Origin of the sequence: Streptomyces sp. NPDC048415, from assembly GCF_040651675.1 — a bacterium.
In the GTDB taxonomy this organism is placed as follows: domain Bacteria; phylum Actinomycetota; class Actinomycetes; order Streptomycetales; family Streptomycetaceae; genus Streptomyces.
Map to the genome: position 1 here is coordinate 14,542 of NZ_JBEZKJ010000028.1, position 25,684 is coordinate 40,225.

The window sequence follows — 25,684 nt, forward strand, 5'->3', positions numbered from 1 at the left end:
CATCACCGCAGTCATCACCGCAGTCATCACCGCAGTCATCACCGCAGTCATCACCGCAGTCATCACCGCAGTCATCACCGCAGTCATCACCGCAGTCATCACCGCAGCCGTCGCCTCCGTCTTCACTGTCCCGCATCCGGATCGGTTCGGCTCCCGACTCCTGGGGCGTCTGGTTCCCCGACGACTCCCGGCAAGTCCCCTGGCAGCGCTTCCTCGACGAGGTCTCCGCGTCGGGATACGAGTGGATCGAACTGGGCCCGTACGGCTATCTGCCCACCGATCCCGCCGTCCTCAAGGCGGAGACCGCGCGGCGCGGGCTCACCGTCTCGGCCGGCACGGTCTTCACGGGCCTGCACCGGGGGCCGGAGGTGTGGGAGTCCACCTGGGCGCACGTCTCGGACATCGCGGCGCTCACCCAGGCGATGGGCGCCGAACACCTCGTCGTCATCCCGGCCTTCTGGCGCGACGACAAGACGGGCGCGGTGCTCGAGGACAGCACACTGACGCCGACGCAGTGGCGCAATCTCACCGCCCAGACCGAGCGGCTCGCCCATGAGGTGCGCGAGCGCTACGGGCTGCGCATCGTCGTCCACCCGCACGCCGACACGCACATCGACAGCGAGGAGAACGTCACGCGTTTCCTCGACGCGACCGACTCGTCGCTGGTGTCGCTCTGCCTCGACACCGGCCACTACGCGTACTGCGGCGGCGACAGCGTCAAGCTCATCGAGACGTACGGCGAGCGCATCGGCTACCTCCACCTCAAGCAGGTGGACCCGCTGATCCTCGCCGAGGTCCGCGCCGACGAACTCCCGTTCGGGCCCGCCGTGGCCCGTGGCGTGATGTGCGAACCGCCCTCCGGCGTACCGGCCCTCGAACCCGTCCTCGCCGCCGCCCAACACCTCGACGTCGACCTCTTCGCCATTGTCGAGCAGGACATGTACCCGTGCCCACCGGACAAGCCACTGCCGATCGCCCAGCGAACTCGGGCATTCCTGAGGTCCTGCGGGGCCTAGCCACCGTGCGGGCCCGCCGGGAGCCCGGGTACGGCGGGCCTTTCGGCGCCGGTGTGGCGCGTTGCACCATGGGGGGTTTCCCAGGTGTGGGCGGCGGCGGGAGGGGCGGATGGCGACGGGAATCGTCTCGCGGGCGGGGCATGGGCCCGGCGGCTCCTGGGAGACCGCCCTCGCGCTGCCCCATCCGCGGCTGCGGCCTGTGGTGATCAGCTACCGCGGGATCCGGCTCGCCCTCGACGGGCCCCGGCGCCGTCTTGAGACACCGATCGGCGCGGCGACGCTGCTCCTCGGCTTCGAACAGCCCGTACGCATCTCCCGCCTCGGCCGACCTCCCGTCACCCTCGTGTCGGTGTTCTCCGGGCCGACGACCACCGCGGCCGTCGGCGAGCACGCCGGACGGCTGTCGGGCATCGAGGTGCTGCTCGCGCCCTGGGCCGCGTTCACGCTCTTCAGCACACCGCAGTACGAACTCGCCGACCGGACCGTGGACCCCGACGAGTTGCCGCATCTCCCGTGCCGACCGCGACGGCTGGAAAAGCATCGGCGAACTCTCCGCCGCGCTGGCCGCGTTGCCGGCCTGGCCGGAGCGGTTCGGGCTGCTCGACGACGTGCTCACGCGCTGGGCCGGGGAGGGAACGCCGAGTTCGGGGCGGGTGGTGCGGGCCTGGGCCCACCTCCAGCGGACCTGGGGTGCGATACCGGTGCCGCGGCTCGCCGCCGAAGTGGGGTGGAGCGTACGGCAGTTGGAGGTTTCCGGGAGCAGATCGGGCTCGGGCCGAAGGCCGCGGCGCGGGTGCTGCGGTTGCAGCGGGCGCGGCGGCTGCTCGCGGCGGGGCGGTCGCAGGCCGAGACGGCGGCGGTCTGCGGGTACTACGACCAGGCGCATCTCAGCGGGGAGTTCAAGGCGATGACGGGATGCACGCCGCGAGAGTTCACGGCGGCGCGGGGGACCGAGTCGGTATCGCCGCCCGGCCCTCCGGGGGACAGCCGTTTGGCGGGTGAAGCCACGAGTCTGGTGCTCTTGGGCGACCGGAGTGGGCGGAGTGCGATTTTTTCCAAGACCGGCGGGACGCGCTGACGACACGCTGTGCCTCCGGCCACTGATCCGGGGGGATGCGGGGAGCCGGTGGGCCGGGCCCGGCGCAGCGGGTCCGGCCCACCCTTGGCTGGCGGGGGCGCCTTGGGCGGACCTGACTTGACCCCAATTGCAGTGCACCCGGAGTGCAGGCTTCTTGCCGGAACCGGGGGCTGGAGCGTCCTGGGCGGCACCCGGCACTGTCGGCTGTGCCCGCCCTCCCCCACTCTCGGCTTCGCTCGAGGGGGGACCCCCATCGCCCTGCGGGACGATTGCCCACAGCGGTAGCGGCGACAGCGCGCCCGCGTCGGGCGGTCGCCAGCGGTTACGGCCTCTTGTCGCCAGCGGTTACGGCCTCTTATTGCGTCACTCGTGTCACAAAAAACACATCCCTGTCACGCATGTCCCATGTATGCGGGTCTTGGGTCACACCTGGTCTACAGGGGCTTGCCTGCGCTCACGCGATGTCGTTCACGGGGCACAGGCTTTGTGATCGCCAGCGCAGCGCCCGGCTCCCCCGACGGCCGCCCCCGGCCGCCGCCGCGGTGCGCGCAGGGAGGTGCACTCATGACCGACCGTCGGCTTTGGTCGTACAAGGAGATCGCGGCGCACATCAAGGTGCAGCCGGACACCGTGCGGTCCTATCGCAAGCACGGGCTGCTGCCTCCTCCTGACCATGTGGAGGGCGGAAAGCCCTACTGGTACGCGGATACCGTCCGCGCCTGGGTCGCCTCCCGCCCAGGAAACCGCGGCCGCAGATACGACTGACCCGCCCCGCCCCTGTGCCCCACTTGCGGGTGGGGCACAGACTTTCGGCCGTCCATGATCATGAGTGGGCCGGACATCGCGGGCACCCCGTCAGCTCCACGGCTCGATGACGGTCACGCCCGCCCCCGGTGCCGTGCCCATTTCCGCCAGCGCCACGGGCGCCGCGGCGAGCGGGATCGTCGACGTCACCAGGAGGTCGGGGCGGAGCGCGCCCGCGCGGACCAGTTGCAGCAGTGCCGGGTAGGCGTGTGCCGGCATGCCGTGGCTGCCGAGGATTTCGAGTTCGAGGCCGATGACGCGGGACATCGGGACCGGGGTGGCGCCGGTGGGTGAGGGGAGGAGGCCGACCTGGACATGGCGGCCCCGGCGGCGCAGGCCGTTCACCGAGGCAGCGCAGGTGACCGGGGAGCCCAGCGCGTCCAGCGACACGTGCGCGCCGCCGCCGGTCAGTTCGCGGACCGCCTCCGCCGTGTCCTGGACCCCGGACGCGTCCACGCACTCCGCCGCCCCGAACTTCCGCGCCAGGTCCAGCGCCGCCGGTGACACGTCGACGGCCACGACCCGCGCTCCCGACGCCGCCGCGATCATCACCGCCGACAGGCCCACACCTCCGCACCCGTGCACGGCCACCCATTCCCCCGCGGCCGCCCTCCCCTGCGCGACCACCGCACGGAACGCCGTGGCGAACCGGCACCCCAGCGAGGCCGCCGTCGCGAAGGACAACTCGTCCGGCACCGCGACCAGGTTCACGTCGGCGTGGTCGAGTGCCACGTACTGCGCGAAGGAGCCCCAGTGGGTGAACCCCGGCTGGGTCTGCCGTTCGCACACCTGCTGGTCGCCCGCCGCGCACGCGGGACAGCTTCCGCAGGCGCAGACGAACGGGACGGTGACACGGTCGCCGGGGTGCCAGCCCGTCACCCGGGCCCCCACCGCCTCGACCGTCCCCGCGAGTTCGTGCCCCGGCACATGCGGCAGCGTGATGTCCGGGTCGTGCCCCATCCACCCGTGCCAGTCGCTCCGGCACAGCCCCGTGGCCTCGACCCGCACCACGACTCCGTGCTCCGCGGGCGCCGGGTCCGCCACCTCGCGTACCTCGGCCGGCTCGCCGTACCGCTCGAACACCACTGCCCTCATCCGTCTCGCCCTCCGCCCGGAGATCACCTTCCGGGGTGCACGCTAGGGCCTGTCCGGCGGATCAGGTCGCAGGGAGGCAACGGTCCTTCGGATCGGCGCCGGTGAGCGGGGTCTGGTGCGTCCAGCCGCAAGGCCGAGGAGGGCGGCGACGCGGAGCGTCGACAACCGACGACCACGCCGATGGGGCCGCTCGCGAGCGAAGCCGAGCGTGGGGGAGGGCGCGCCAGACCCGGAGGGCGTGCCAGACCCCGCGTCCGCGGCATGATCCTCCGGCCACGCCCTAGCCGCGCGCCTCGACCTTGTCCCGGTCCCGATCACCCTCCGCCGATGCCTCCGGGGCATCGGCGGCCCGCGCCTCCCCTTCGCTGAGCCCGAACCGGTCGTGGAATCGCCGCAGCGGCCCGGGCGCCCACCAGGTGGCGCGGCCCGAGAGGCGCATGACCGCCGGAACCAGCAGGCCCCGGACGATCATGGCGTCCATCAGCACGGCGAGCGCGATGCCCAGGCCGAGCATCTTGGTGTTGGCCACGCGTGAGGTGCCTATGGCGACCATCACCACCGCGAGGATGACCGCGGCCGCGGTGATCAGTCCGCCGGTGCGCTGGAGACCGAAGCGGACCGCCTCCCGGTGGTCGCCGGTGTGGTCGTACTCCTCCTTTATTCGGGACAGCAGGAAGACTCCGTAGTCCATGGAGAGGCCGAAGGCCACGCAGAACATCAGGACCGGGAGGGTCGTCTCGATCGAGCCCGAGCTGGTGAAGTCGAGCGGCCCCGAGAGATGACCGTCCTGGAAGACCCAGACCACCGCCCCGAACATCGCCGTCAGGCTGAGCGCGTTGAGCAGCACCGCCTGGATCGGGATCAGCACACTGCCGGTGAGGAGGAAGACGAGGAGCAGGGTGACGATCGCGATGAACGCCGCCGCCCAGGGGAGCCGGTCGGCTATGGCGTGCTTGGAGTCGACGAGGACCGCCGCCGTGCCGGTCACCGCCGTGTCGAACGGCGCGTGCGTCGCGCGCAGTTCACCCACCAGGCGCTGGGCGTCCGCGTCCACGGCCTCGCCCTTCGGCAGCACCGTGAAGTACGCCGAGTCGCCCTTCACCAGCGGCCCGTCCACCCGCAGCACCTCGGGCAGCGCGGCGACCCGGTCCTTGTACCGCGCGTACTGCGTCTCGGTGGCCGGCCCCTCGGCGAGTACCTCCAGGCCGCCGCCGGGGCTTCCCGGGAAGCCGTCCCGTATGTGCTGCTGAACGACGTGGGACTCGGCGCCCGAGGGCAGCTGGCGGTCGTCCGCCGTGCCGAACTTCACGCCCAGGAAGGGCAGTCCGAGGACGATGAGCCCGACCGTGGTGGCCACCGCGAAGAGCGGTGCTCTGCGCATGACGAGGGAGGCCAGACGCCCCCAGGCGGCTCCGCCGCCCGTCGCCCGCGGCTCTCCGCGCCGGAACAGGCGCCGCACGTCGAGGGAGTTCACCCGGTCCCCGAGCAGCACCAGCGCCGCCGGGAGCAGGATCAGCGCGGCGCCCGCGGCCAGCAGCACCACGGCGATGCCCGAGTAAGCGAAGGACCGCAGGAAGTACTGCGGGAAGAGCAGCATCGCCGCCAGGGACACGGCGACCGTGAGGGAGGAGAAGAGGACCGTGCGGCCCGCGGTGCGCAAGGTCGTGCCGACGGCGGTGAGCGGCTCGGCGCCGGTGGCCAGCTCCTCGCGGAACCTGCGGACGATGAACAGGGCGTAGTCGATGGCCAGGCCGAGTCCCAGGGCCGTGGTGAGGTTCATCGCGAAGACCGAGACGTCCGTGAACTCGGTGAGGCCCCTCAGCACCGCGTTGGTGCCGAGGATCGCGATGATGCCGACGCCGAGCGGCAGCAGGGCCGCGACCGCGCTGCCGAAGACCATCACCAGCAGCACCAGGGTGACCGGCAGGGCGATCAGCTCGGCCCGGGTCAGGTCCTCACGGATCGTCGTCTGCATCTCGTGCCGTACGGCCACGGGGCCGCCGACCTTGACCTCGACCGGGCCGTGCTTGCCCCGGTAGGAGGGCGCGAGTCGGTCCAGGGTCTCGGCCGCGGTCTTCTCATCGCCCGTTATCCGCGCGGCGAGCAGCGCTTCGTGCCCGTCCTTCGCCTTCAGCGCCGGTGAGCCGGACTGCCAGTAGGAACCGACGCCCGTCACGCCCCGCTCGGTGGCCAGCCGGGCCGCGAGCCGCTTCGCCTCGGCGGCGACCGAGGGATCGTCGACCGAGGCTCCGCCCGAGTCGAGGAGGAGCAGCAGATTGGGCTGCGAGGCGGGGAACTCCCGCTCCAGCGCCTTGGTCGCGTACGTCGACTGGGCGGTCGGATCCTCCCAGCCGCCGCTGCCCAGCCGGTCGGCCACCCCGCTGCCGGCGACCACGGCGAGCGCGGTGAGCACCAGGGCGACGAGCAGCGAAAGCCGTGGCCGCGCGGTCACGAAACGCGTCCACCCGCCAATCCGCATCCCGCCGCCCCCACCGGCTCTCCGGCGATCGCCCGCGCCCGCCCCCCGGCCCGTGCCCCCACCGGCTCCCCGGCCGCCACCCTTATTCATCCCCCGGCCGTCACCCGTATTCATCCCACGGCCCTCGCTCCCACCGGCTCCCCGGCCGTCACCCGCACCCATGCCCCGCCCGTCTCCTTCATCCATTTCATCCGTCCCCCGACCCTCGCCCGTCCCCGTCCCCGTCCCAGTCCCCGTCCCGCGACCGCCGCCCGCGCCCGTCCCCGGGCCCTCGCCGCCGCCCCTCCCTGGGCCCCCGCCGCCCCTCCCCGGGCTGTGACCTGCGCTATTGACTTCGGTCATCGTGCGGTGTCCCCTTCACCGTGATCCCCGCCCGCGTGTGAACGGGCGGCATGGATCGACCATTGCCATAGACTGGCAAACACGAGAGATCGCTCGCGTTTCACCAGAATGCGAGCGACCGCTCGTGTTTGTCAATCGCGTTCGGAGAGCTGGGGATAACTCGTGCCCGAGATGCCCGAGAAGCAGCGGGCCGCCGACGAACGGCCCCGCCGTCGGCAGGCCCGCGGCGAGCGCCGTATCGCCCAACTTCTGGAGGCCGCCGCCTCCGTCTTCTGCACGACCGGCTACACCGCCGCCAGCACCAACGCCATCGCCCGTGAGGCGGGCGTCTCGCCGGGCACGCTGTACCAGTTCTTCCCGAACAAGGAAGCGATCGCGATAGAGCTGGGCGACCGGCTCATGCACGAGATGCGCGAGACCTACGGCGAGGCGCTCGCGCCGGTCGACCCCGCGACCCCGCTGGAGCAGGCCATCGGCGCCGCCGTCGACCGCTTCATCGACTTCAACTGCGAACACCCGGTGTTCTTCGCGCTGATGCACGGTCCGGACATCCCTGGCCGCATCGCGGAGCAGCACGACGTCCTGCACATGACCCTGGTCTCCCGGGTCGAAGCACTGCTCTCCTCGTTCCTGCCCGACGCGCCCGCCGCCGACGTCACGCGCACCGCGCACGTGTGCCTGGGTATCTACAAGGCCGGCCTGGAGCTGGTCCTCGCCCACGAGGGAGCCGAGCAGGAGGCGTACGTCCAGGAGCTGAAGAACGTCCTCATCCGCTACCTCCAGCCCCTGGTCGGCGACCGGACGCTCACCTAGGAGAACCTCACGACGACTCCGACACCCTGACCGGCTCCCCTGCCCCCACCCCCTCGCCCCGCGACCTGGCCGACATGGGGCGGCGGCGCTGGCGGGGGCCGCCGGTGTCCGTACTCGTGTTTCCGCTGCCGGCGCCGAGTCGTCGCGGATCTTGTCGCACTCGATCTCATGTCCGGCCAGGACGATGAGCGTCGTGAGGCCGAGGTTCGAGAGCGTGTCGATGACCTGGCCCTCACCGACCCAGCCCAACGCGTCTGGGCCGACCAGGATGCCGAGCGGGTTCTCGAAGAGGACCAGCGGCACCGGCGGTCAGCGGCTGATCCCGTACCCCGGCAGCGGGACGAGCACCACGATGGACATGATCAGGATGAGCGCCCCGGCCTGCGACATAGGGGGTATTTACCATAAGGTTCGGGCAAATCGATCCACGATTCGTCTACGTCGCCCGTCCATCGGTTCGTCTTCGGCGGTCCATCAAATACGCCTGCGTCGATCCATCGATAGGTCGATATGTCGGATCAGCCCGTCCGAGCCCGAGGGATAAAGGGACAAGCCGTGACCCAGAATCAGCCGCCCGGCGCACCCCGGGCTCGCATTCCCGGACCCCAGCAGCCCCCGCCCTCCTACCCCCGGGTCCGCGTCGGACTGTGGAGGCGCTGTTTCGGGATCGGGCTCGCGCTCTGGGTGCTGACCGCGATGATCACGTACGCGACGAAGAACACCACGCTGCTGCCGACCCTGATCATGCTCGGCAGCTTCCTGGTCCCCGTCACCTTCGCGCTCTGGGCGTACGAGCGGCACGGCCGTGACCTGGGCGTGCATCTGATCCTCGGCTGTTTCCTGACCGGCGGCGCCCTCGGCGTGCTCGGCGCGTCGGCGACGAAGGGCCACCTGCTCCACCCCTCGCTGGGGATGTACGTCGGTGTCGGGCTGATCGGGGAAGCGGCGAAGCTCGCCGCGCTGGTGTTCGTGCTGCGCCGGCACACCCGCGTCCGCGGACTGCGAGCCGGCCTCGTGCTCGGTGCGAGTGTCGGACTCGGCTTCGCAGCCCTGGAGAGCGCGGGCTACGCGTTCAACGCCGCCGTCTCGCTCCATGGCGTCGATCTGCGCGCGCTCCTGGAGACCGAGATCCTTCGCGGGGTGCTCGCCGCCTTCGGACACGGCCTGTGGACCGCGATCGCGGGTGCGGTCCTGCTGTCGTACCGCCACCCGAACGGGCGCTACGAGCTCGTCTCCCCGGTGCTCGGCACCTACCTCGGCGTCTCCCTGCTGCACACCCTGTGGGACTCGACGCACGGCATCGCGCTCTGGCTGGTGGCCCGGTTGAGCGGCACGGGGCTCGACCGGACGCTGTTCGGGCAGGGCTATATGCCGCGGCCCTCCGGGGAGCAGGAACATCTCTTCACGCTGTTCTCGGTCGGCGGACTGATCATGGTCTCGCTCATCGGCATCGCCTGGATGCGTTCACTGGCGCGCCGCGACTCCGCTTGGAGAAATACCCCCTAGGGGTATAGTGTGGGTCTCCCAAGCCCCACACGCCTCGACGAGGAGTAACGTCATGACCGCGCAGACCGACACCTCGGGTTCCGTCACCACCGTCTACCAGGTGAGCGGGATGAGCTGCGGGCACTGTGAAGGCTCCGTGTCCGGTGAGATCTCCCGGCTCGCCGGTGTCACCTCGGTGAAGGCCGTCGCCTCGACGGGTGAGGTCACCGTCGTCTCCGACGCCCCGCTCGACGAGGACGCGGTCCGCGCCGCCGTGGACGAGGCGGGCTTCGAGCTCGTCGGCAAGGCCTGAAACGTATCTCTCCCCCACCGGGCTGTACCGACCAGCTGATACTGGCTCCGTACGGCCCGGTCTGCTCCCTGGAGTACGGACGTGACCACCACCATCGCTGAGACAGCCATAGGCACGACCTCCGAGGTCGAACTCACCATCGGCGGAATGACCTGCGCCTCCTGCGCGGCCCGCGTCGAGAAGAAGCTCAACCGCATGGACGGCGTCAGCGCCACCGTCAATTTCGCGACGGAGAAGGCGAAGGTCTCCTACCCGGAGGGGGTAGGGATCGCCGATCTGATCGCCACCGTGGTGAGGACGGGATACACGGCCGAGGAGCCCCCTCCGCCGCGGAGCGAGACGCCGGAACCCGGTGTCGAGGAAGACCCCGAACTGGCCTCTCTGCGCAGGCGGCTGACCGTCTCCGCCCTGCTGGCCCTTCCCGTCGTCCTGCTGGCGATGATCCCGGCCCTCCAGTTCGACAACTGGCAGTGGCTCTCGCTGACGCTCACCGCGCCCGTCGTCGTCTGGGGCGGACTGCCCTTCCACCAGGCCGCGTGGACGAACGCCCGACACGGCGCCGCCACCATGGACACGCTGGTCTCGGTCGGCACGCTCGCCGCGTTCGGCTGGTCCCTGTGGGCGCTGTTTCTCGGCGACGCCGGGATGCCGGGCATGCGGCACGGCTTCGATTTCACCGTCTCGCGCACGGACGGGGCGTCGACGCTGTATCTCGAGGTCGCCGCCGGTGTCGTCGCGTTCATCCTGCTCGGCCGTTATCTGGAGGCCCGCTCCAAGCGGCGCGCGGGGGCGGCGCTGCGGGCGCTGATGGAGCTGGGCGCGAAGGACGTCGCGGTGCTACGGGACGGTCGTGAGGTCCGTATCCCCGTCTCGCAACTCACCACGGGCGACCGTTTCGTCGTACGGCCCGGCGAGAAGATCGCCACCGACGGCACGGTGGTGGAGGGATCGTCGGCCGTCGACGCCGCGCTGCTGACGGGCGAGTCCGTACCGGTGGACGTGACGGTCGGATCCTCCGTCACCGGCGCGACCGTGAACGCCGGCGGCCGGCTCGTCGTCGAGGCGACCCGGATCGGCGCGGACACCCAACTCGCCCGGATGGCACGGCTCGTCGAGGACGCGCAGAACGGCAAGGCCGAGGTGCAGCGCCTCGCCGACCGGATCTCCGGGGTCTTCGTGCCGGTGGTGCTGCTGATCGCGCTCGGCACCTTCGGGGTGTGGCTCACGGTCACGGGTGACACGGTCGCCGCCTTCACCGCGGCCGTCGCGGTGCTGATCATCGCCTGCCCGTGCGCGTTGGGCCTGGCCACCCCGACCGCCCTGATGGTCGGCACCGGGCGCGGCGCCCAGCTCGGCATCCTCATCAAGGGTCCCGAAGTCCTGGAGTCCACCCGCCGCGTCGACACCGTCGTCCTGGACAAGACCGGGACGGTCACGACGGGACGCATGAAACTTCAAGAGGTGTACGTCGCCGGTGACACCGCCGAGAAAGAGGTTCTACGCCTCGCCGGAGCCCTGGAACACGCCTCCGAGCATCCGATTGCCCAGGCCATCGCGGCAGGCGCTCAGGAGCGCGCTGGGGACTTTCCGCCGCTGGAGCACTTCGAGAACGTGCCCGGGCGGGGCGTCCGCGGGCTCGTGGGCGGTCACGAGGTCACGGTGGGGCGGTTCCTGGAGGTGCTCCCGGACGAGCTGGCCCGCGCCAAGAGCGCGGCGGAGGCCGAGGGACGTACGGCCGTCGTGGTCACCCGGGACGGCGCGGCACTCGGTGTCCTGACCGTCGCCGACGCGATCAAGGAGACCAGCGCCGAGGCCGTACGCGCGCTGCGCGCCCTGGGGCTCACGCCGGTCCTGCTCACCGGTGACAACCGGGCGGTCGCCGAGGCCGTGGCGCGTGCCGTCGGCATCGACTCCGGGCAGGTGATCGCCGAGGTGCTGCCCGAGGACAAGGTCGACGTGGTCAAGCGGCTGCAGAGCGAGGGCCGGACCGTGGCGATGGTCGGCGACGGCGTCAACGACGCGGCGGCACTCGCCACCGCCGACCTGGGGCTCGCGATGGGCACGGGCACGGACGCGGCGATCGAGGCGAGCGATCTGACGCTCGTGCGCGGCGATCTGCGGGTGGCCGCGGACGCGATCCGGCTGGCGCGCAGGACGCTGTCCACGATCAAGGGAAATCTGATCTGGGCCTTCGGATACAACGTGGCGGCGCTGCCCCTGGCCGCCGCCGGGCTGCTGAACCCCATGATTGCCGGGGCGGCGATGGCCTTCTCGTCGGTGTTCGTGGTCACGAACAGCCTTCGGCTCAGGGCATTCTCATGACGACGGAGTAAGAGTCCCCCTAGAGTCCAACGGCAGGCTCACATAAGCTCTTCACAAGGCTCGCGCATCTTCCTTACGCTTGGGCTCCGATTCCCGTATCGGGCCTCTTGCGTATCTTCAGGACATATGCAAGAGACGCAGATCACAGTGATGTGAACGTAACCATCGAAGGGGTTCGTGAGTCTAAGTTGGCGATGTCAGAAGCGTCTTGGGGGGCGTGACTGACATCTGGGGATGTCTTGGGGGACGTTCCCGGAAATTGCGTCGCCGGGGCACGTACACCGGGGAGCTTTGAGCGGCCCTCCCGACCCGTACGCGTCCCGGCAGATCGCACCGCAGTGCAGAGAGTTTTGCTCGTTTTGCTCACCGTCGGCCCCGTGCCGGCTCACAGCGATTCAGGCGCTGTCCCACAGACGCCCGGCCGGATCCCGTGGGGGGAATCCGCACCGGGACAAGGAAAGCGCCCTGACTCCGGCCCGTGGGGGGACCGGCAGCAGGGCGCTTTCCGTTTTTTTGTGGCTCGGTTCGCCTCCGGGGCGCAGAAGCCCCTTCGGCTCACTCGCCGCAGGGCACCATGGGTGACCCGGGCCTAGCGGGCCTCGACCGGCACGAAGTCGCGCTCCACGACGCCCGTGTAGATCTGGCGCGGGCGGCCGATGCGGGAGCCGGGCTCCTTGATCATCTCGTGCCACTGGGCGATCCAGCCCGGGAGGCGGCCGAGGGCGAACAGGACCGTGAACATCTCGGTCGGGAAGCCCATGGCGCGGTAGATCAGGCCGGTGTAGAAGTCCACGTTCGGGTAGAGGCTGCGCGAGACGAAGTAGTCGTCGGAGAGCGCGTGCTCCTCCAGCTTGAGCGCGATGTCCAGCAGCTCGTCGGACTTGCCGAGCGCCGAGAGAACGTCGTGCGCCGCCGCCTTGATGATCTTCGCCCGGGGGTCGAAGTTCTTGTAGACGCGGTGGCCGAAGCCCATCAGACGGACGCCGTCCTCCTTGTTCTTCACCTTGCGGATGAAGGAGTCGACGTCGCCGCCGGAGGCCTGGATGCCCTCGAGCATCTCCAGGACGGACTGGTTGGCGCCACCGTGCAGCGGACCCCAGAGCGCGGAGATACCGGCGGAGATCGAGGCGAACATATTCGCCTGCGACGAGCCCACCAGACGCACGGTGGAGGTCGAACAGTTCTGCTCGTGGTCCGCGTGCAGGATCAGCAGCTTGTCGAGCGCGGAGACGACGACCGGGTCAAGGTCGTACTCCTGCGCGGGGACCGAGAAGGTCATGCGCAGGAAGTTCTCGACGTACCCGAGGTCGTTGCGCGGGTAGACGAAGGGGTGACCGATCGACTTCTTGTACGCGTACGCGGCGATCGTCGGAAGCTTGGCGAGCAGGCGGATCGTGGAGAGGTTGCGCTGCTTCTCGTCGAACGGGTTGTGGCTGTCCTGGTAGAACGTGGACAGCGCGGAGACCACCGAGGACAGCATGGCCATCGGGTGGGCGTCGCGCGGGAAGCCCTTGTAGAAGTTCTTGACGTCCTCGTGCAGCAGGGTGTGCTGCGTGATCTCGTTCCTGAAGGTGGAGAGCTCGTCGATGTTCGGCAGCTCACCGTTGATCAGCAGGTAGGCCACCTCCAGGAACGTGGAGCGCTCGGCCAGCTGCTCGATCGGGTAGCCGCGGTACCGGAGGATGCCCTGCTCACCGTCGAGATAGGTGATCGCGGATTTATAGGCGGCGGTGTTGCCATATCCGCTGTCCAGAGTCACCAGCCCGGTCTGGGCGCGGAGCTTCCCGATGTCGAAGCCCTTGTCGCCGACGGTGCTGTCGATCACCGGGTAGGTGTACTCGCCATCGCCGTACCGCAGTACTACAGAGTTGTCGCTCACGTCATCCCTCACCGACGTTGTGCCTCTTCTTCGAGGTGCCCTGACTGTCTCTACCATCCCCCATTTGGCCCTGGAGAGTGCACTCGGGGTCGACCATTGGGCCTATTGGCGGCACTCAGTGCCGCCAACCTGCTCATCCTGCCCCGTTGGTTCCGCATCTGGAAGTGCTCTGTGACCTTCGCGACTCATTTGATCGATCATTTTTTGCGATGCCTGCCCCGGCAGGCCTCCGAGCCGTCGAGTCAGCCCTCCAGGGGGCGAGGTGAGAGCCGGAAATCCAGGGCCGTGCAGCGGCGTCCCGCGGACACCGTGCGGACCGCCTGGCCTATCGCCTTGCGGGAGCCGACGAGGACGACAAGCTTCTTGGCCCGGGTGACCGCCGTGTAGAGCAGATTGCGCTGGAGCATCATCCACGCGCCCGTGGTGACCGGGATGACCACGGCCGGGTACTCACTGCCCTGGGAGCGGTGGATGGTCACCGCGTACGCGTGGGCCAGCTCGTCGAGTTCGTCGAAGTCGTACGGCACCTCCTCGTCCTCGTCGGTCAGCACCGTCAGACGCTGTTCGACCGGATCGAGCGAGGTGACGACGCCCACGGTGCCGTTGAAGACACCGTTCTTTCCCTTGTCGTAATTGTTGCGGATCTGGGTGACCTTGTCGCCGACACGGAAGAGCCTGCCGCCGAACCGCTTCTCGGCGAGGTCGGGGCGGCCGGGCGTGATGGCCTGCTGGAGCAGGCCGTTCAGGTTGCCCGCGCCCGCCGGGCCCCGGTGCATGGGCGCGAGGACCTGCACATCCCGGCGCGGGTCAAGCCCGAACTTGGCCGGAATCCGCCGCGCCGCCACGTCCACCGTGAGCCGTCCCACCTCCTCCGTGTCGTCCTCGACGAAGAGGAAGAAGTCCTTCATGCCGTCGGTGACCGGGTGCTGCCCGGAGTTGATCCGGTGCGCGTTGGTCACCACCCCGGACTGCTGGGCCTGCCGGAAGACCCGGGTGAGGCGGACTGCGGGAACCGGGCTGCCCTCGGCGAGCAGATCGCGCAGCACCTCGCCGGCGCCGACGCTGGGCAGCTGGTCGACATCCCCCACGAAGAGCAGGTGAGCGCCCGGAGGCACCGCCTTGACGAGCTTGTTGGCGAGGAGGAGGTCGAGCATGGAGGCCTCGTCGACGACCACCAGGTCGGCGTCCAGCGGGCGGTCCTTGTCGTACGCCGCGTCACCGCCCGGCTTGAGCTCCAGGAGCCGGTGCACCGTGGAGGCCTCGGCTTCGGTGAGCTCGGCGAGGCGCTTGGCGGCGCGGCCCGTCGGGGCGGCCAGCACGACCTTCGCCCGCTTGGCGCGCGCCAGTTCGACGATCGAGCGGACCGTGAACGACTTGCCGCAGCCGGGCCCTCCGGTGAGCACGGCGACCTTCTTGGTGAGCGCGAGCCGGACGGCCGCCTCCTGCTCGGGGGCCAGCTCCGCGCCCGTGCGCCCTTTCAGCCAGGCCAGCGCCTTGTCCCACGCCACGTCGTGGAAGCCGGGCATCCGGTCCTGGTCGGTGCGCAGGAGGCGCGACAGCTGGGCGGAGAGGGAGAGTTCGGCACGGTGGAAGGGGACGAGATAGATGGCGGTGACGGGCGCACCGCCGTCCGGGCCGGGCACCTTCTCCCGTACGACACCTGGGTCCTCGCCCTCCTCGGGCGGCGCGGCCAGCTCGGCCAGGCACTCGATGACCAGCCCCGTGTCCACCTGGAGCAACTTCACCGCGTCGGCGATCAGTTGTTCCTCGGGGAGATAGCAGTGGCCCTGGTCGGTGGACTGCGAAAGGGCGTACTGGAGGCCGGCTTTGACGCGCTCGGGGCTGTCGTGCGGGATGCCGACGGACTGGGCGATCTTGTCGGCGGTGAGGAAGCCGATGCCCCAGACGTCGGACGCGAGGCGGTAGGGCTGGTTCTTGACGACCGAGATGGACGCGTCGCCGTACTTCTTGTAGATGCGGACCGCGATGGACGTGGACACCTCGACGGTCTGGAGGAAGAGCATGACCTCCTTGATCGCCTTCTGCTCCTCCCAGGCGTCGGCGATCTTCTTGGTCCGCTTGGGACCGAGGCCCGGCACCTCGATCAGCCGCTTCGGCTCCTCCTCGATGATCTGGAGGGTGTCCAGGCCGAAGTGCTGGGTGATGCGGTCGGCGAACACCGGGCCGATCCCCTTGACCAGGCCGGAGCCGAGATAGCGGCGGATGCCCTGGACGGTGGCGGGCAGGACCGTCGTGTAGTTCTCCACCGTGAACTGCTTGCCGTACTGGGGGTGGGAGCCCCAGCGGCCCTCCATGCGCAGGGACTCGCCGACCTGGGCACCGAGGAGCGAGCCCACGACCGTGAGCAGGTCGGCGGCGCCGCGGCCGGTGTCCACTCGGGCGACCGTGTATCCGTTCTCCTCGTTCGCGTACGTGATCCGCTCGAGTACGCCCTCGACAACCGCCAGGCTCACCTGCCGGTTCCCCGCCTGATTGGACATGATCCGACGCTACCGCCCGCCTCTGACAACCCGGACCAGGTTCGTCACGATCCGGTATCGGGGTCTTGTCAACGCCCGTGTAATCGATTCCAATCCTCCGTGTAATCGATTCCACGAGGAGGTGGAGCGGCGATGGCGAGCATCAAGGACGTTGCCGCCGAGGCAGGCGTGTCCGTCGCCACTGTCTCGCGCGTCCTGAACGACCATCCGTCGGTCAGCGAGGACGCGCGCACGCGCGTGCTGGCCGCCGTGCAGAGCCTGGGCTACCGCCCGAACGCCGTCGCCCGCTCTCTGCGCACCGACCAGACCCGCACCCTCGGCCTGGTCATCAGCGACGTACTCAACCCGTACTTCACCGAACTGGCCCGCTCCGTCGAGGGGGAGGCCCGCGCCCTCGGCTACAGCGTCATCATCGGCAACGCCGACGAGCGGCCCGACCTCCAGGACCACCACGTACGGACCCTGCTGGACCGGCGCATCGACGGACTGCTGGTCTCCCCCACCGACGGCGGCTCCCCGGGAATGCTGGACGCCGCGCGCGCGGGAACCCCGATGGTCTTCGTGGACCGCTGGATCCCGGGCATCGAGGTGCCCGTCGTACGGGCGGACGGACGCGCGGCCGTACGCGACCTGGTCGCCCATCTGCACGGCCTCGGTCACCGCAGGCTCGCCATCATCGCGGGCCCGGCGGCGACCACGACCGGCAGTGAGCGCGTGGAGGCCTTCCGGCAGGCGCTCGGCGAGTACGGCATCGCGTTGCCCGACGCCTACATAGGGCAGGGCGACTTCCAGGCGGAGAGCGGGCGCAGGGCCACCGAGCGGTTCCTCGGCCTGGCCGAGCCGCCCGAGGTCGTCTTCGCCGCCGACAACCTGATGGCGCTCGGCGCGCTGGACGCGATCCGCGCGCGCGGGATGCGGGTTCCGGACGACATCGCGCTCGCCGCGTTCGACGACATCCCGTGGTTCGTGCACACCGATCCGCCGATCACCGCGATCGCCCAGCCGACGGGCGAACTGGGCCGGGCCGCCGTACGCGCCCTGGTCGACCGCATCGAGGGACGGCCTCCGCAGTCCGTCACCCTCCCCGCCCGTCTCGTCGTACGCCGCTCGTGCGGCGAGTCCCCCGCAACGAACAGGAGCAACCCGTGAGCAACCCGGACGAGTTGCTGCGTATCGAAGGGATACGCAAGACCTTCCCCGGCGTGGTCGCGCTCGACAGCGTGAACTTCGATCTGCGCCGCGGTGAGGTGCATGTGCTGCTCGGTGAGAACGGCGCGGGCAAGAGCACGCTGATCAAGATGCTCTCCGGCGCCTACCATCCCGACGCCGGACGCGTGGTCGTCGACGGCGAGGCGGTTCGTATCCAGGGGGCGCAGGACTCCGAGCGCCTCGGGATCGCGACCATCTACCAGGAGTTCAACCTGGTCCCCGATCTGACGGTCGCCGAGAACATCTTCCTGGGCCGGCAGCCGCGCCGCTTCGGGCTGATCGACCGCAAGAAGATGGAGGCGGACGCCGCCGAGCTGCTCGAACGGGTCGGCGTGCACGTGTCCCCCCGCGCGCGGGTGCGTGAACTGGGAATCGCACGCCTTCAGATGGTCGAGATCGCGAAGGCGCTGAGCCTGAACGCACGCGTGCTGATCATGGACGAGCCGACCGCGGTGCTCACCTCCGAAGAGGTCGAAAAACTCTTCACCATCGTGCGCAAGCTGCGCGAGGACGGCGTCGGCATCGTCTTCATCACGCACCACCTCGAGGAAATCGCCGCCCTGGGGGACCGGGTCACGGTCATCCGCGACGGCAGGAGCGTCGGCCAGGTGCCCGCGTCCACCCCCGAGGACGAACTCGTACGCCTCATGGTGGGCCGGTCCATCGCGCAGCAGTATCCGCGGGAACGGGCCGACGCCGGCACGGCGTTGCTGACCGTCGAGGGGCTCACCAGGGACGGCGTCTTCCATGATGTGAGCTTCGAGGTGCGGGCCGGTGAGGTCGTCGGCATCGCGGGCCTCGTGGGCGCCGGGCGTACGGAGGTCGTACGGGCCGTCTTCGGCGCCGATCCCTACGACAAGGGGTCGGTGCGAGTCGCCGGCGACCGGCTGCCCCGGCATGACGTCAACGCGGCGATGACCGCGGGGATCGGGCTCGTCCCCGAGGACCGCAAGGGCCAGGGCCTCGTCCTGGACGCCTCCGTCGAGGAGAACCTCGGCCTGGTCACCCTGCGCGCCGCCACCCACGGCGGGTTCGTCGACCTCAAGGGCCAGCGGGAGGCCGCCGCACGGATCGCCGAGCAGCTCGGCGTGCGGATGGCGGGCCTCGGCCAGCAGGTGCGCACCCTCTCCGGTGGCAACCAGCAAAAGGTCGTCATCGGCAAGTGGCTCCTCGCCGACACCAAGGTCCTCATCCTCGACGAGCCGACCCGGGGCATCGACGTCGGCGCCAAGGTCGAGATCTACCAGCTCGTCAACGAACTGACGGCCGCCGGTGCCGCCGTCCTGATGATCTCCAGCGATCTGCCCGAGGTGCTCGGCATGAGCGACCGGGTCCTGGTGATGGCCCAGGGCCGGATCGCGGGCGAACTGTCGGCGGACGAGGCCACACAGGACTCCGTGATGGCGCTCGCCGTCAGCACGAACACTGAAAGGGAGGCCCTCCGTGGCCACTGACACGCATCTGAGCGCCCCGGGCGCGAGTGGCGCCTCGGCGGTCCGCCGCCTCCTGCTCGACAACGGCGCGCTCACCGCGCTCATCGTCCTCGTCGTCGCGATGTCGGCCCTGTCCGGCGACTTCCTGACGACGGACAACCTGCTCAACATCGGTGTCCAGGCGGCCGTGACCGCCATCCTCGCCTTCGGCGTCACCTTCGTGATCGTCTCGGCGGGCATCGACCTGTCGGTCGGCTCGGTCGCCGCGCTGTCGGCCACCGTCCTCGCCTGGATGGCCACTTCAGAAGGCGTCCCGGCCTGGATCGCGGTGATCCTCGCGGTCGCCACCGGCATAGCGTGCGGCCTGGTCAACGGCGTCCTGATCTCGTACGGGAAACTGCCGCCGCTCATCGCGACGCTCGCCATGCTCTCGGTGGGCCGCGGTCTGTCCCTGGTGATCTCGCAGGGCAGCCCGATCGCGTTCCCCGACTCGGTCTCGCACCTCGGTGACACGCTGGGCGGCTGGCTGCCGGTCCCGGTCCTCGTGATGGTCGTGATGGGCCTGATCACGGCCGTGATCCTGGGCCGTACGTACATCGGCCGCTCCATGTACGCGATCGGCGGCAACGAGGAGGCCGCGCGCCTGTCCGGTCTACGGGTGAAGAAGCAGAAGCTGGCGATCTACGCCCTCTCCGGGCTCTTCGCCGCCGCCGCGGGCATCGTGCTCGCCTCCCGGCTCTCCTCCGCGCAGCCGCAGGCCGCGCAGGGCTACGAACTCGACGCGATCGCCGCGGTCGTCATCGGCGGCGCCTCCCTCGCGGGCGGCACCGGCAAGGCGTCCGGCACGCTGATCGGCGCGCTGATCCTGGCGGTGCTGCGCAACGGCCTCAACCTCCTCTCGGTGTCCGCCTTCTGGCAGCAGGTCGTCATCGGTGTCGTCATCGCGCTGGCGGTGCTGCTGGACACGGTGCGGCGCAAGGCCGGGGCCACTCCGGTGGCCGCCGGGGCCGGTACGCCGGGCGGCAAGGGCAAGCAGGCGGCGACGTATGTCATCGCGGCCGTGGTCGCGGCGGCGGTCGTCGGCGCGATGTCCTTCCTGCACGGCGGCTCGTCCGCCTCGACGACGCAGAGGGTGGGCCTGTCCCTCTCCACCCTGAACAACCCCTTCTTCGTCCAGATCAAGGCGGGTGCGCAGGAGGAGGCGAAGAAGCTCGGCGCGGACCTGACCGTGACGGACGCGCAGAACGACGCCTCTCAGCAGGCCAACCAGCTGCAGAACTTCACCAGTTCGGGCATCGGTTCGATCATCGTCAACCCGGTGGACTCGGACGCGGCGGCCCCGGCGGTCCGCTCGGCGAACAAGGCCGGCATCCCTGTCGTCGGCGTCGACCGGGGTGTGAACAAGGCCGACACCGCAGCGCTCGTGGCGTCCGACAACATCGCGGGCGGCAAGCTGGGCGCCAAGGCGCTGGCCGAGAAGCTGGGCGGCAAGGGCAAGATCGTGATCCTGCAGGGTCTGGCCGGTACGTCGGCGAGCCGCGAGCGCGGCGCCGGGTTCGCGGAGGGCCTGAAGGCCTACCCCGGTATCAAGGTCGTCGCCGAACAGCCCGCGGACTTCGACCGCACCAAGGGCCTCGACGTGATGACCAACCTGCTCCAGGCTCACCCCGACATCCAGGGCGTCTTCGCCGAGAACGACGAGATGGCGCTCGGAGCGCTCAAGGCGCTCGGCTCCAAGGCGGGCAAGTCGGTCTCGGTCATCGGCTTCGACGGCACCCCCGACGGCCTGACGGCGGTCAAGGCGGGCACGCTGTACGCGTCCGTCGCCCAGCAGCCGAAGGAGCTCGGCCGGATCGCGGTCGACAACGCGCTGAAGGCCGCCGAGGGCAAGAAGGTCCAGAAGACGGTGAAGGTGCCGGTGAAGGTCGTCACGAAGGAGAACGTGGCGGGCTTCACCGGATGACCGGCCCGCATCGCTTCGACTGACCACGGTCGGGCCGGGTTCGCGGTACGTCACCGCGAACCCGGCCCCCATCGACGTACGGAAAGAGTGTGCTGATGTACGACTACGACCTTCTGGTCGTGGGATCGGCCAACGCCGACCTGGTGATCGCGGTCGAGCGGCGGCCCGCGGCCGGCGAGACGGTGCTCGGCACCGACCTCGTCGTCCATCCCGGCGGCAAGGGCGCCAACCAGGCGGTCGCCGCCGCCCGCCTCGGAGCCCGTACGGTCCTGCTGGCCCGGGTCGGCGACGACGCGTACGGCCGGCTGCTGCTCGACTCGCAGCGGGAGGCCGGCGTCGACACCGTGGGCGTGCTGGTCGGCGGGGCGCCCACCGGGGTCGCGCTGATCACGGTGGACCCGTCCGGGGACAACAGCATCGTGGTCTCGCCGGGGGCCAACGGCCGGCTCGCACCGGAGGACGTGCGGGCCGCCGGAAGCCTCTTCCAGGCCTCCCGGGTGGTCTCGGCGCAGCTGGAGATCCCGTTGGAGACGGTCGTGGAGGTCGTACGGAATCTCGCCGCCGACAGCCGCTTCGTACTGAACCCCTCGCCGCCACGCCCGCTGCCCGCCGAGGTGCTGGCGGCCTGTGACCCGCTGATCGTGAACGAGCACGAGGCACGGGTGATCGCCGGTACGGCCGCTCTCGGGGACTCCCCCGAGAGCTGGGCGAAGTCGCTGCTGGCGCTCGGCCCGCGTTCGGTGGTCATCACCCTGGGGGCGGAGGGCGCGCTGGTGGCCGAGCGCGCGGGCGTCCGCGTCAGGGTGCCGTCGGTGCGGGTCGACGCCGTGGACACCACGGGGGCGGGCGACGCGTTCACCGCCGCGCTGGCCTGGCGGCTCGGGCGCGGCGAGCCCCTCGCCGAGGCCGCCGCGTACGCGGCCCGGGTCGGGGCGGCCGCCGTCACCCGGCCGGGAGCGCAGGAGTCCTTCCCGACTGCCGAGGAGGTGGCATACCTGTGAAGAAGGCCGGAATCCTGAACCGCCATCTCGCGGGCGCGCTCGCCGAACTGGGCCACGGCGACGGAGTCCTGGTCTGCGACGCGGGTATGCCCATCCCGGCCGGACCGCGCGTCGTCGACCTGGCGTTCCGCGCCGGGGTGCCGTCCTTCGGCCAGGTGCTGGACGGCCTGCTGGCCGAGCTGGTGATCGAGGGCGCGACTGCCGCGCACGAGATCCGCGGGGCGAACCCGGCGGCGACGGCCCTGCTGGAGTCCCACTTCCCCGACCTCGCCCTGGTCCCGCACGAGGAACTGAAGTCCCTCTCGGCCACCACGAAGCTGATCGTCCGCACCGGAGAGGCCCACCCGTACGCGAACGTGCTGCTGCGCTGCGGCGTGTTCTTCTGACGAATGACGAAGCCACGGAGCGACTGACGAAGTCACAATCCACTGACGAAGCCACAGCCCACTGACGAAGTCACAGCGGCCAACGAGCCTCAGCGCCCAAAACTTCGAGGGGCCCGATCCGTCGACCGGGCCCCTCGGCTTTCCCCTCCGTATCAGAACCCCCGCGATCCCCCCAGATCCCCCCCCAGAAGTCCTGATGCCAAGTACGACCCTCGAGGTGCGGGAAGGGTTGCACGGACTTCTGAAGATTTTTTCGGCTAATCGGCGTACTCCACGAACCTCCCCGCCGTCTCCGCCAGTACCTCCCGTCCGTCCCGGGCCCACAGCCCGTCGTTGAACAGCTCGACCTCGATCGGGCCGGTGTAGCCGGCCGCCTCCACGTACGAGCGCCACTCGCGCATGTCGATCGAGCCGTCGCCGAGCTGGCCGCGGCCGTTCAGCACGCCCTGCGGCAGCGGGGTGGTCCAGTCGGCGAGCTGGAAGGTGTGGATGCGGCCGCTCGCGCCCGCTCGGGCGATCTGTTGCGGGGCCGTGTCGTCCCACCAGATGTGGTACGTGTCGACGGTGACGCCGACCTGGTCGGCGGGGAAGCGTTCCGCGAGATCGAGGGCCTGGGAGAGGGTGGAGACCACGCAGCGGTCCGCGGCGTACATCGGGTGGAGCGGCTCGATGGCCAGGCGTACGCCGCGGCCGGCGGCGTAGGGGCCGAGCTCGCCCAGCGCGTCCGCGATGCGCTCGCGGGCGGCGTGCAGGTCCTTGGAGCCGGCGGGCAGGCCGCCCGAGACGAGGACCAGGGTGTTCGTGCCGAGCGTGGCCGCCTCGTCGATCGCCCGGCGGTTGTCGACCAGTGCCGCCGCCCGCTCGTCCGGGTCGATGGCCGTGAGGAAGCCGCCGCGGCACAGGGTCGTCACCGTCAGGCCCGCGTCATGGATCAGCTTCGCCGTCGCCTCGACGCCGTAGGACTGCACGGGTTCGCGCCAGAGGCCGACGCCCGGGACGCCCAACTCCAGACAGCTGTCGACCAGTTCTGGCAGAGACAGTTGCTTGACCGTCATCTGGTTGATGCTGAAGCGCTCAAGAGCATTGCTCACTGGGTTACTCCGTACAGCGACAGCAGGTTCTTCATACGGGTCTGCGCCAGCTCCGGGTTCGGGAACAGGCCCAGTGTGTCGGCCAGTTCGTAGGCGCGTGCGAAGTGCGGAAGCGAGCGCGCGGACTGCAGGCCGCCGACCATGGTGAAGTGCGACTGGTGGCCGGCCAGCCATGCCAGGAACACCACCCCCGTCTTATAGAAGCGGGTGGGCGTCTGGAAGAGGTGGCGGGACAACTCCACCGTGGGATCGAGGAGTTCACGGAAGCCCTTGACGTCACCCGTGTCCAGGGCCCGTACCGCCTCCGCCGCCAACGGCCCCAGCGGGTCGAAGATGCCGAGCAGCGCGTGACTGAAGCCCTGCTCGTCGCCCGCGATCAGCTCGGGGTAGTTGAAGTCGTCGCCGGTGTAGCAGCGGACGCCGTCCGGGAGGCGGCGGCGCAGGTCGACCTCCCGCCGCGCGTCGAGGAGCGAGACCTTGATGCCGTCGACCTTGTCGGGGTGGGCCGCGATGACCTCCAGGAACACATCAGTCGCCGCGTCCAGGTCGGACGACCCCCAGTAGCCCTCAAGCGCCGGGTCGAACATCGGGCCAAGCCAGTGCAGGATCACCGGGTCGGAGGCCTGGCGGAGGAGGTGGCCATAGACGTCGAGGTAGTCCTCGGGGCCGGTGGCGACCGCCGCGAGCGCCCGCGACGCCATCAGGATCGCCTGGGCGCCCTCCCCCTCCACCAGGGCCAGCTGCTCCTCGTACGCGGCCCGGACCTCCGCGAGGCAAACGGAGCCCGCGATCTGGTCCGTGCCCACCCCGCACGCGATCCGGCCGCCCACGGCACGAGCTTCCGCCGCCGACCGGCGGACCAGTTCAGCGGCGCCCGCCCAGTCCAGGCCCATCCCCCGCTGCGCGGTGTCCATCGCCTCGGCGACGCCGAGCCCGTGCGACCACAGGTGGCGGCGGAAGGCGAGGGTCGCGTCCCAGTCGACGGCGGCGGGCGAGTCGGGCGAGACATCCGCGTAGGGGTCGGCGACGACGTGCGCGGCCGAGAAGACCGTACGGGAGGTGAAGGGCGCGCCGGCGGTGAGGGCGACGGGCTCGGGACGCGGCTCGTATGCCCTCAGCTGCCCTTTTTCGTCCGGGAGTTGGATGGTCACAGGGAAATCTCCGGTACGTCGAGACGGCGGCCCTCGGCCGAGGACTTCAGGCCCAGTTCGGCGAGCTGGACGCCGCGGGCGCCGGCGAGGAGGTCCCAGTGATAGGGCGCGTCGGCGTAGACGTGGCGGAGGAACAGCTCCCACTGGGCCTTGAAGCCGTTGTCGAACTCGGCGTTGTCGGGCACTTCCTGCCACTGGTCGCGGAAGGAGTAGGTGGCCGGGATGTCCGGGTTCCAGACCGGCTTGGGGGTCGAGCTGCGGTGCTGCACACGGCAGTTGCGCAGCCCGGCCACCGCCGAGCCCTCCGTCCCGTCGACCTGGAACTCGACCAGCTCGTCGCGGTTGACGCGTACGGCCCACGAGGAGTTGATCTGGGCGATCGCACCGCCCGCCAGCTCGAAGATGCCGTACGCGGCGTCGTCCGCCGTCGCGTCGTACGGCTTGTCCTGCTCGTCCCAGCGCTGCGGGATGTGGGTGGCGGTGAGCGCCTGTACGGAGGTGACACGGCCGAACAGCTCGTGCAGGACGTACTCCCAGTGCGGGAACATGTCGACGACGATGCCGCCGCCGTCCTCAGCGCGGTAGTTCCAGGAGGGGCGCTGGGCCTGCTGCCAGTCGCCCTCGAAGACCCAGTAGCCGAACTCGCCCCGGATGGACAGGATCCGCCCGAAGAAGCCGCCGTCGATCAGGCGCTTGAGCTTGAGCAGGCCCGGGAGGAACAGCTTGTCCTGGACGACGCCGTGCTTGATGCCTTTGTCATGGGCGAGGCGGGCCAGTTCCAGGGCACCGTCGAGGCCGGTCGCGGTGGGCTTCTCGGTGTAGATGTGCTTGCCCGCGGCGATGGCCTTCTTGATGGCCTCTTCGCGGGCGGAGGTGACCTGCGCGTCGAAGTAGAGGTCGACGGTCGGGTCGGCGAGGACCGCGTCCACGTCGGTCGACCAGTGCTCGAGGCCGTGCCGCTCGGCGAGCGCCTTCAGGGCGTGCTCGCGGCGGCCCACGAGGATGGGCTCGGGCCACAGCACGGTGCCGTCGCCCAGGTCGAGGCCGCCCTGGTCGCGCAGGGCGAGAATCGAGCGGACGAGGTGCTGGCGGTAGCCCATGCGTCCCGTCACGCCGTTCATGGCGATACGCACCGTCTTGCGTGTCACGTCATTCCCTTCGTACGCGGGGTCCGCGCCGCGAAACGCCCCACTGAGGAACTGGTGAGCGTGACAGCAAGCGCTTTCTATCTCCTCAGAAGCTAGCCTCTGTCCAGCTAATTGGACAAGACCACGCGGGTGACGAGATGTTCGATCCTCCGGACGGCTGGACGCGGGGGGCGTG

General features: G+C 70.2%; 19 protein-coding genes. 12 read left to right on the forward strand and 7 right to left on the reverse strand.

The features are described 5' to 3' along the window. Nucleotides 1-125: 125 nt before the first annotated feature. The 3 genes from AB0D27_RS20010 to AB0D27_RS20020 all read left to right on the forward strand — a co-directional run bounded on the left by AB0D27_RS20010 (nucleotide 126) and on the right by AB0D27_RS20020 (nucleotide 2,859). Nucleotides 126-1,016, forward strand: coding sequence for a sugar phosphate isomerase/epimerase (locus tag AB0D27_RS20010; protein ID WP_362510359.1), 891 nt, complete (start codon nucleotides 126-128; stop codon nucleotides 1,014-1,016). A 109-nt stretch (nucleotides 1,017-1,125) separates the two neighbouring features. After that, nucleotides 1,126-2,094, forward strand: a complete 969-nt coding sequence (locus AB0D27_RS20015) for a helix-turn-helix domain-containing protein (protein ID WP_362510199.1) — start codon at nucleotides 1,126-1,128, stop codon at nucleotides 2,092-2,094. Between the two features lie 564 nt (nucleotides 2,095-2,658). Next, complete coding sequence (locus tag AB0D27_RS20020; protein WP_362510202.1) at nucleotides 2,659-2,859, forward strand: MerR family transcriptional regulator; 201 nt, start codon at nucleotides 2,659-2,661, stop codon at nucleotides 2,857-2,859. Nucleotides 2,860-2,949: 90 nt separating this feature from the next. On the opposite strand, the gene AB0D27_RS20025 is transcribed toward AB0D27_RS20020, so the two are convergent. Together AB0D27_RS20025 and AB0D27_RS20030 are read right to left on the reverse strand one after the other, a co-directional pair. Then, the gene (locus AB0D27_RS20025) at nucleotides 2,950-3,993 is read right to left on the reverse strand and encodes a zinc-dependent alcohol dehydrogenase family protein (protein WP_362510205.1); all 1,044 of its coding nucleotides are present in this window, start codon (nucleotides 3,991-3,993) and stop codon (nucleotides 2,950-2,952) included. Nucleotides 3,994-4,273: 280 nt separating this feature from the next. After that, nucleotides 4,274-6,472 (reverse strand): MMPL family transporter, encoded by a 2,199-nt coding sequence (locus AB0D27_RS20030; protein ID WP_362510208.1) that lies wholly within the window; start codon nucleotides 6,470-6,472, stop codon nucleotides 4,274-4,276. A gap of 513 nt (nucleotides 6,473-6,985) precedes the next feature. Between AB0D27_RS20030 and AB0D27_RS20035 the strand changes: the two genes are divergently transcribed. The 4 genes from AB0D27_RS20035 to AB0D27_RS20050 all read left to right on the forward strand — a co-directional run bounded on the left by AB0D27_RS20035 (nucleotide 6,986) and on the right by AB0D27_RS20050 (nucleotide 11,747). After that, nucleotides 6,986-7,627 (forward strand): TetR family transcriptional regulator, encoded by a 642-nt coding sequence (locus AB0D27_RS20035; protein ID WP_362510362.1) that lies wholly within the window; start codon nucleotides 6,986-6,988, stop codon nucleotides 7,625-7,627. Nucleotides 7,628-8,182: 555 nt separating this feature from the next. Next, on the forward strand, nucleotides 8,183-9,133 hold the full coding sequence (locus tag AB0D27_RS20040) for a PrsW family intramembrane metalloprotease (RefSeq protein WP_362510212.1): 951 nt from the start codon (nucleotides 8,183-8,185) through the stop codon (nucleotides 9,131-9,133). Nucleotides 9,134-9,185: 52 nt separating this feature from the next. Further along, on the forward strand, nucleotides 9,186-9,425 hold the full coding sequence (locus tag AB0D27_RS20045; RefSeq protein WP_362510215.1) for a heavy-metal-associated domain-containing protein: 240 nt from the start codon (nucleotides 9,186-9,188) through the stop codon (nucleotides 9,423-9,425). An 81-nt stretch (nucleotides 9,426-9,506) separates the two neighbouring features. Then, nucleotides 9,507-11,747 (forward strand): heavy metal translocating P-type ATPase, encoded by a 2,241-nt coding sequence (locus tag AB0D27_RS20050; RefSeq protein WP_362510218.1) that lies wholly within the window; start codon nucleotides 9,507-9,509, stop codon nucleotides 11,745-11,747. Between the two features lie 589 nt (nucleotides 11,748-12,336). Here the strand turns inward: AB0D27_RS20050 and AB0D27_RS20055 are convergent. Together AB0D27_RS20055 and AB0D27_RS20060 are read right to left on the reverse strand one after the other, a co-directional pair. Beyond that, complete coding sequence (locus AB0D27_RS20055; RefSeq protein ID WP_362510221.1) at nucleotides 12,337-13,626, reverse strand: citrate synthase; 1,290 nt, start codon at nucleotides 13,624-13,626, stop codon at nucleotides 12,337-12,339. 242 nt (nucleotides 13,627-13,868) lie between these two features. Next, on the reverse strand, nucleotides 13,869-16,127 hold the full coding sequence (locus tag AB0D27_RS20060; RefSeq protein WP_362510224.1) for an ATP-dependent RecD-like DNA helicase: 2,259 nt from the start codon (nucleotides 16,125-16,127) through the stop codon (nucleotides 13,869-13,871). A 132-nt stretch (nucleotides 16,128-16,259) separates the two neighbouring features. Here AB0D27_RS20060 and AB0D27_RS20065 point away from each other — a divergent pair, with 132 nt between their 5' ends. The 5 genes from AB0D27_RS20065 to rbsD all read left to right on the forward strand — a co-directional run bounded on the left by AB0D27_RS20065 (nucleotide 16,260) and on the right by rbsD (nucleotide 22,119). Next, nucleotides 16,260-17,276, forward strand: a complete 1,017-nt coding sequence (locus tag AB0D27_RS20065) for a LacI family DNA-binding transcriptional regulator (RefSeq protein WP_362510227.1) — start codon at nucleotides 16,260-16,262, stop codon at nucleotides 17,274-17,276. Then, a complete protein-coding gene (locus tag AB0D27_RS20070) occupies nucleotides 17,273-18,790 on the forward strand; it encodes a sugar ABC transporter ATP-binding protein (protein ID WP_362510230.1) in 1,518 nt (505 codons plus the stop codon). The genes AB0D27_RS20065 and AB0D27_RS20070 overlap by 4 nt, the downstream gene beginning before the upstream one ends. Beyond that, nucleotides 18,780-20,732, forward strand: coding sequence for a substrate-binding domain-containing protein (locus tag AB0D27_RS20075; RefSeq protein WP_362510233.1), 1,953 nt, complete (start codon nucleotides 18,780-18,782; stop codon nucleotides 20,730-20,732). The genes AB0D27_RS20070 and AB0D27_RS20075 overlap by 11 nt, the downstream gene beginning before the upstream one ends. A gap of 95 nt (nucleotides 20,733-20,827) precedes the next feature. Further along, nucleotides 20,828-21,733 carry a ribokinase gene (locus AB0D27_RS20080; protein WP_362510236.1) on the forward strand — a complete coding sequence of 302 codons (906 nt, stop codon included), beginning with the start codon at nucleotides 20,828-20,830 and terminating at the stop codon, nucleotides 21,731-21,733. After that, nucleotides 21,730-22,119 carry a D-ribose pyranase gene (rbsD, locus tag AB0D27_RS20085; RefSeq protein ID WP_362510239.1) on the forward strand — a complete coding sequence of 130 codons (390 nt, stop codon included), beginning with the start codon at nucleotides 21,730-21,732 and terminating at the stop codon, nucleotides 22,117-22,119. The genes AB0D27_RS20080 and rbsD overlap by 4 nt, the downstream gene beginning before the upstream one ends. 257 nt (nucleotides 22,120-22,376) lie before the next feature. Here rbsD and AB0D27_RS20090 read toward each other — a convergent pair whose 3' ends face one another. The 3 genes from AB0D27_RS20090 to AB0D27_RS20100 are packed head-to-tail and all read right to left on the reverse strand — an operon-like array spanning nucleotide 22,377 to nucleotide 25,509. Further along, entirely contained in the window at nucleotides 22,377-23,174 is a 798-nt protein-coding gene (locus AB0D27_RS20090) for a sugar phosphate isomerase/epimerase family protein (RefSeq protein WP_362510364.1), read from the reverse strand. Between the two features lie 32 nt (nucleotides 23,175-23,206). Then, nucleotides 23,207-24,361 carry a dihydrodipicolinate synthase family protein gene (locus AB0D27_RS20095; protein WP_362510242.1) on the reverse strand — a complete coding sequence of 385 codons (1,155 nt, stop codon included), beginning with the start codon at nucleotides 24,359-24,361 and terminating at the stop codon, nucleotides 23,207-23,209. Continuing rightward, complete coding sequence (locus AB0D27_RS20100; RefSeq protein WP_362510245.1) at nucleotides 24,358-25,509, reverse strand: Gfo/Idh/MocA family oxidoreductase; 1,152 nt, start codon at nucleotides 25,507-25,509, stop codon at nucleotides 24,358-24,360. Before AB0D27_RS20100 ends, AB0D27_RS20095 begins: the two co-directional genes overlap by 4 nt. Nucleotides 25,510-25,684 lie beyond the last annotated feature (175 nt).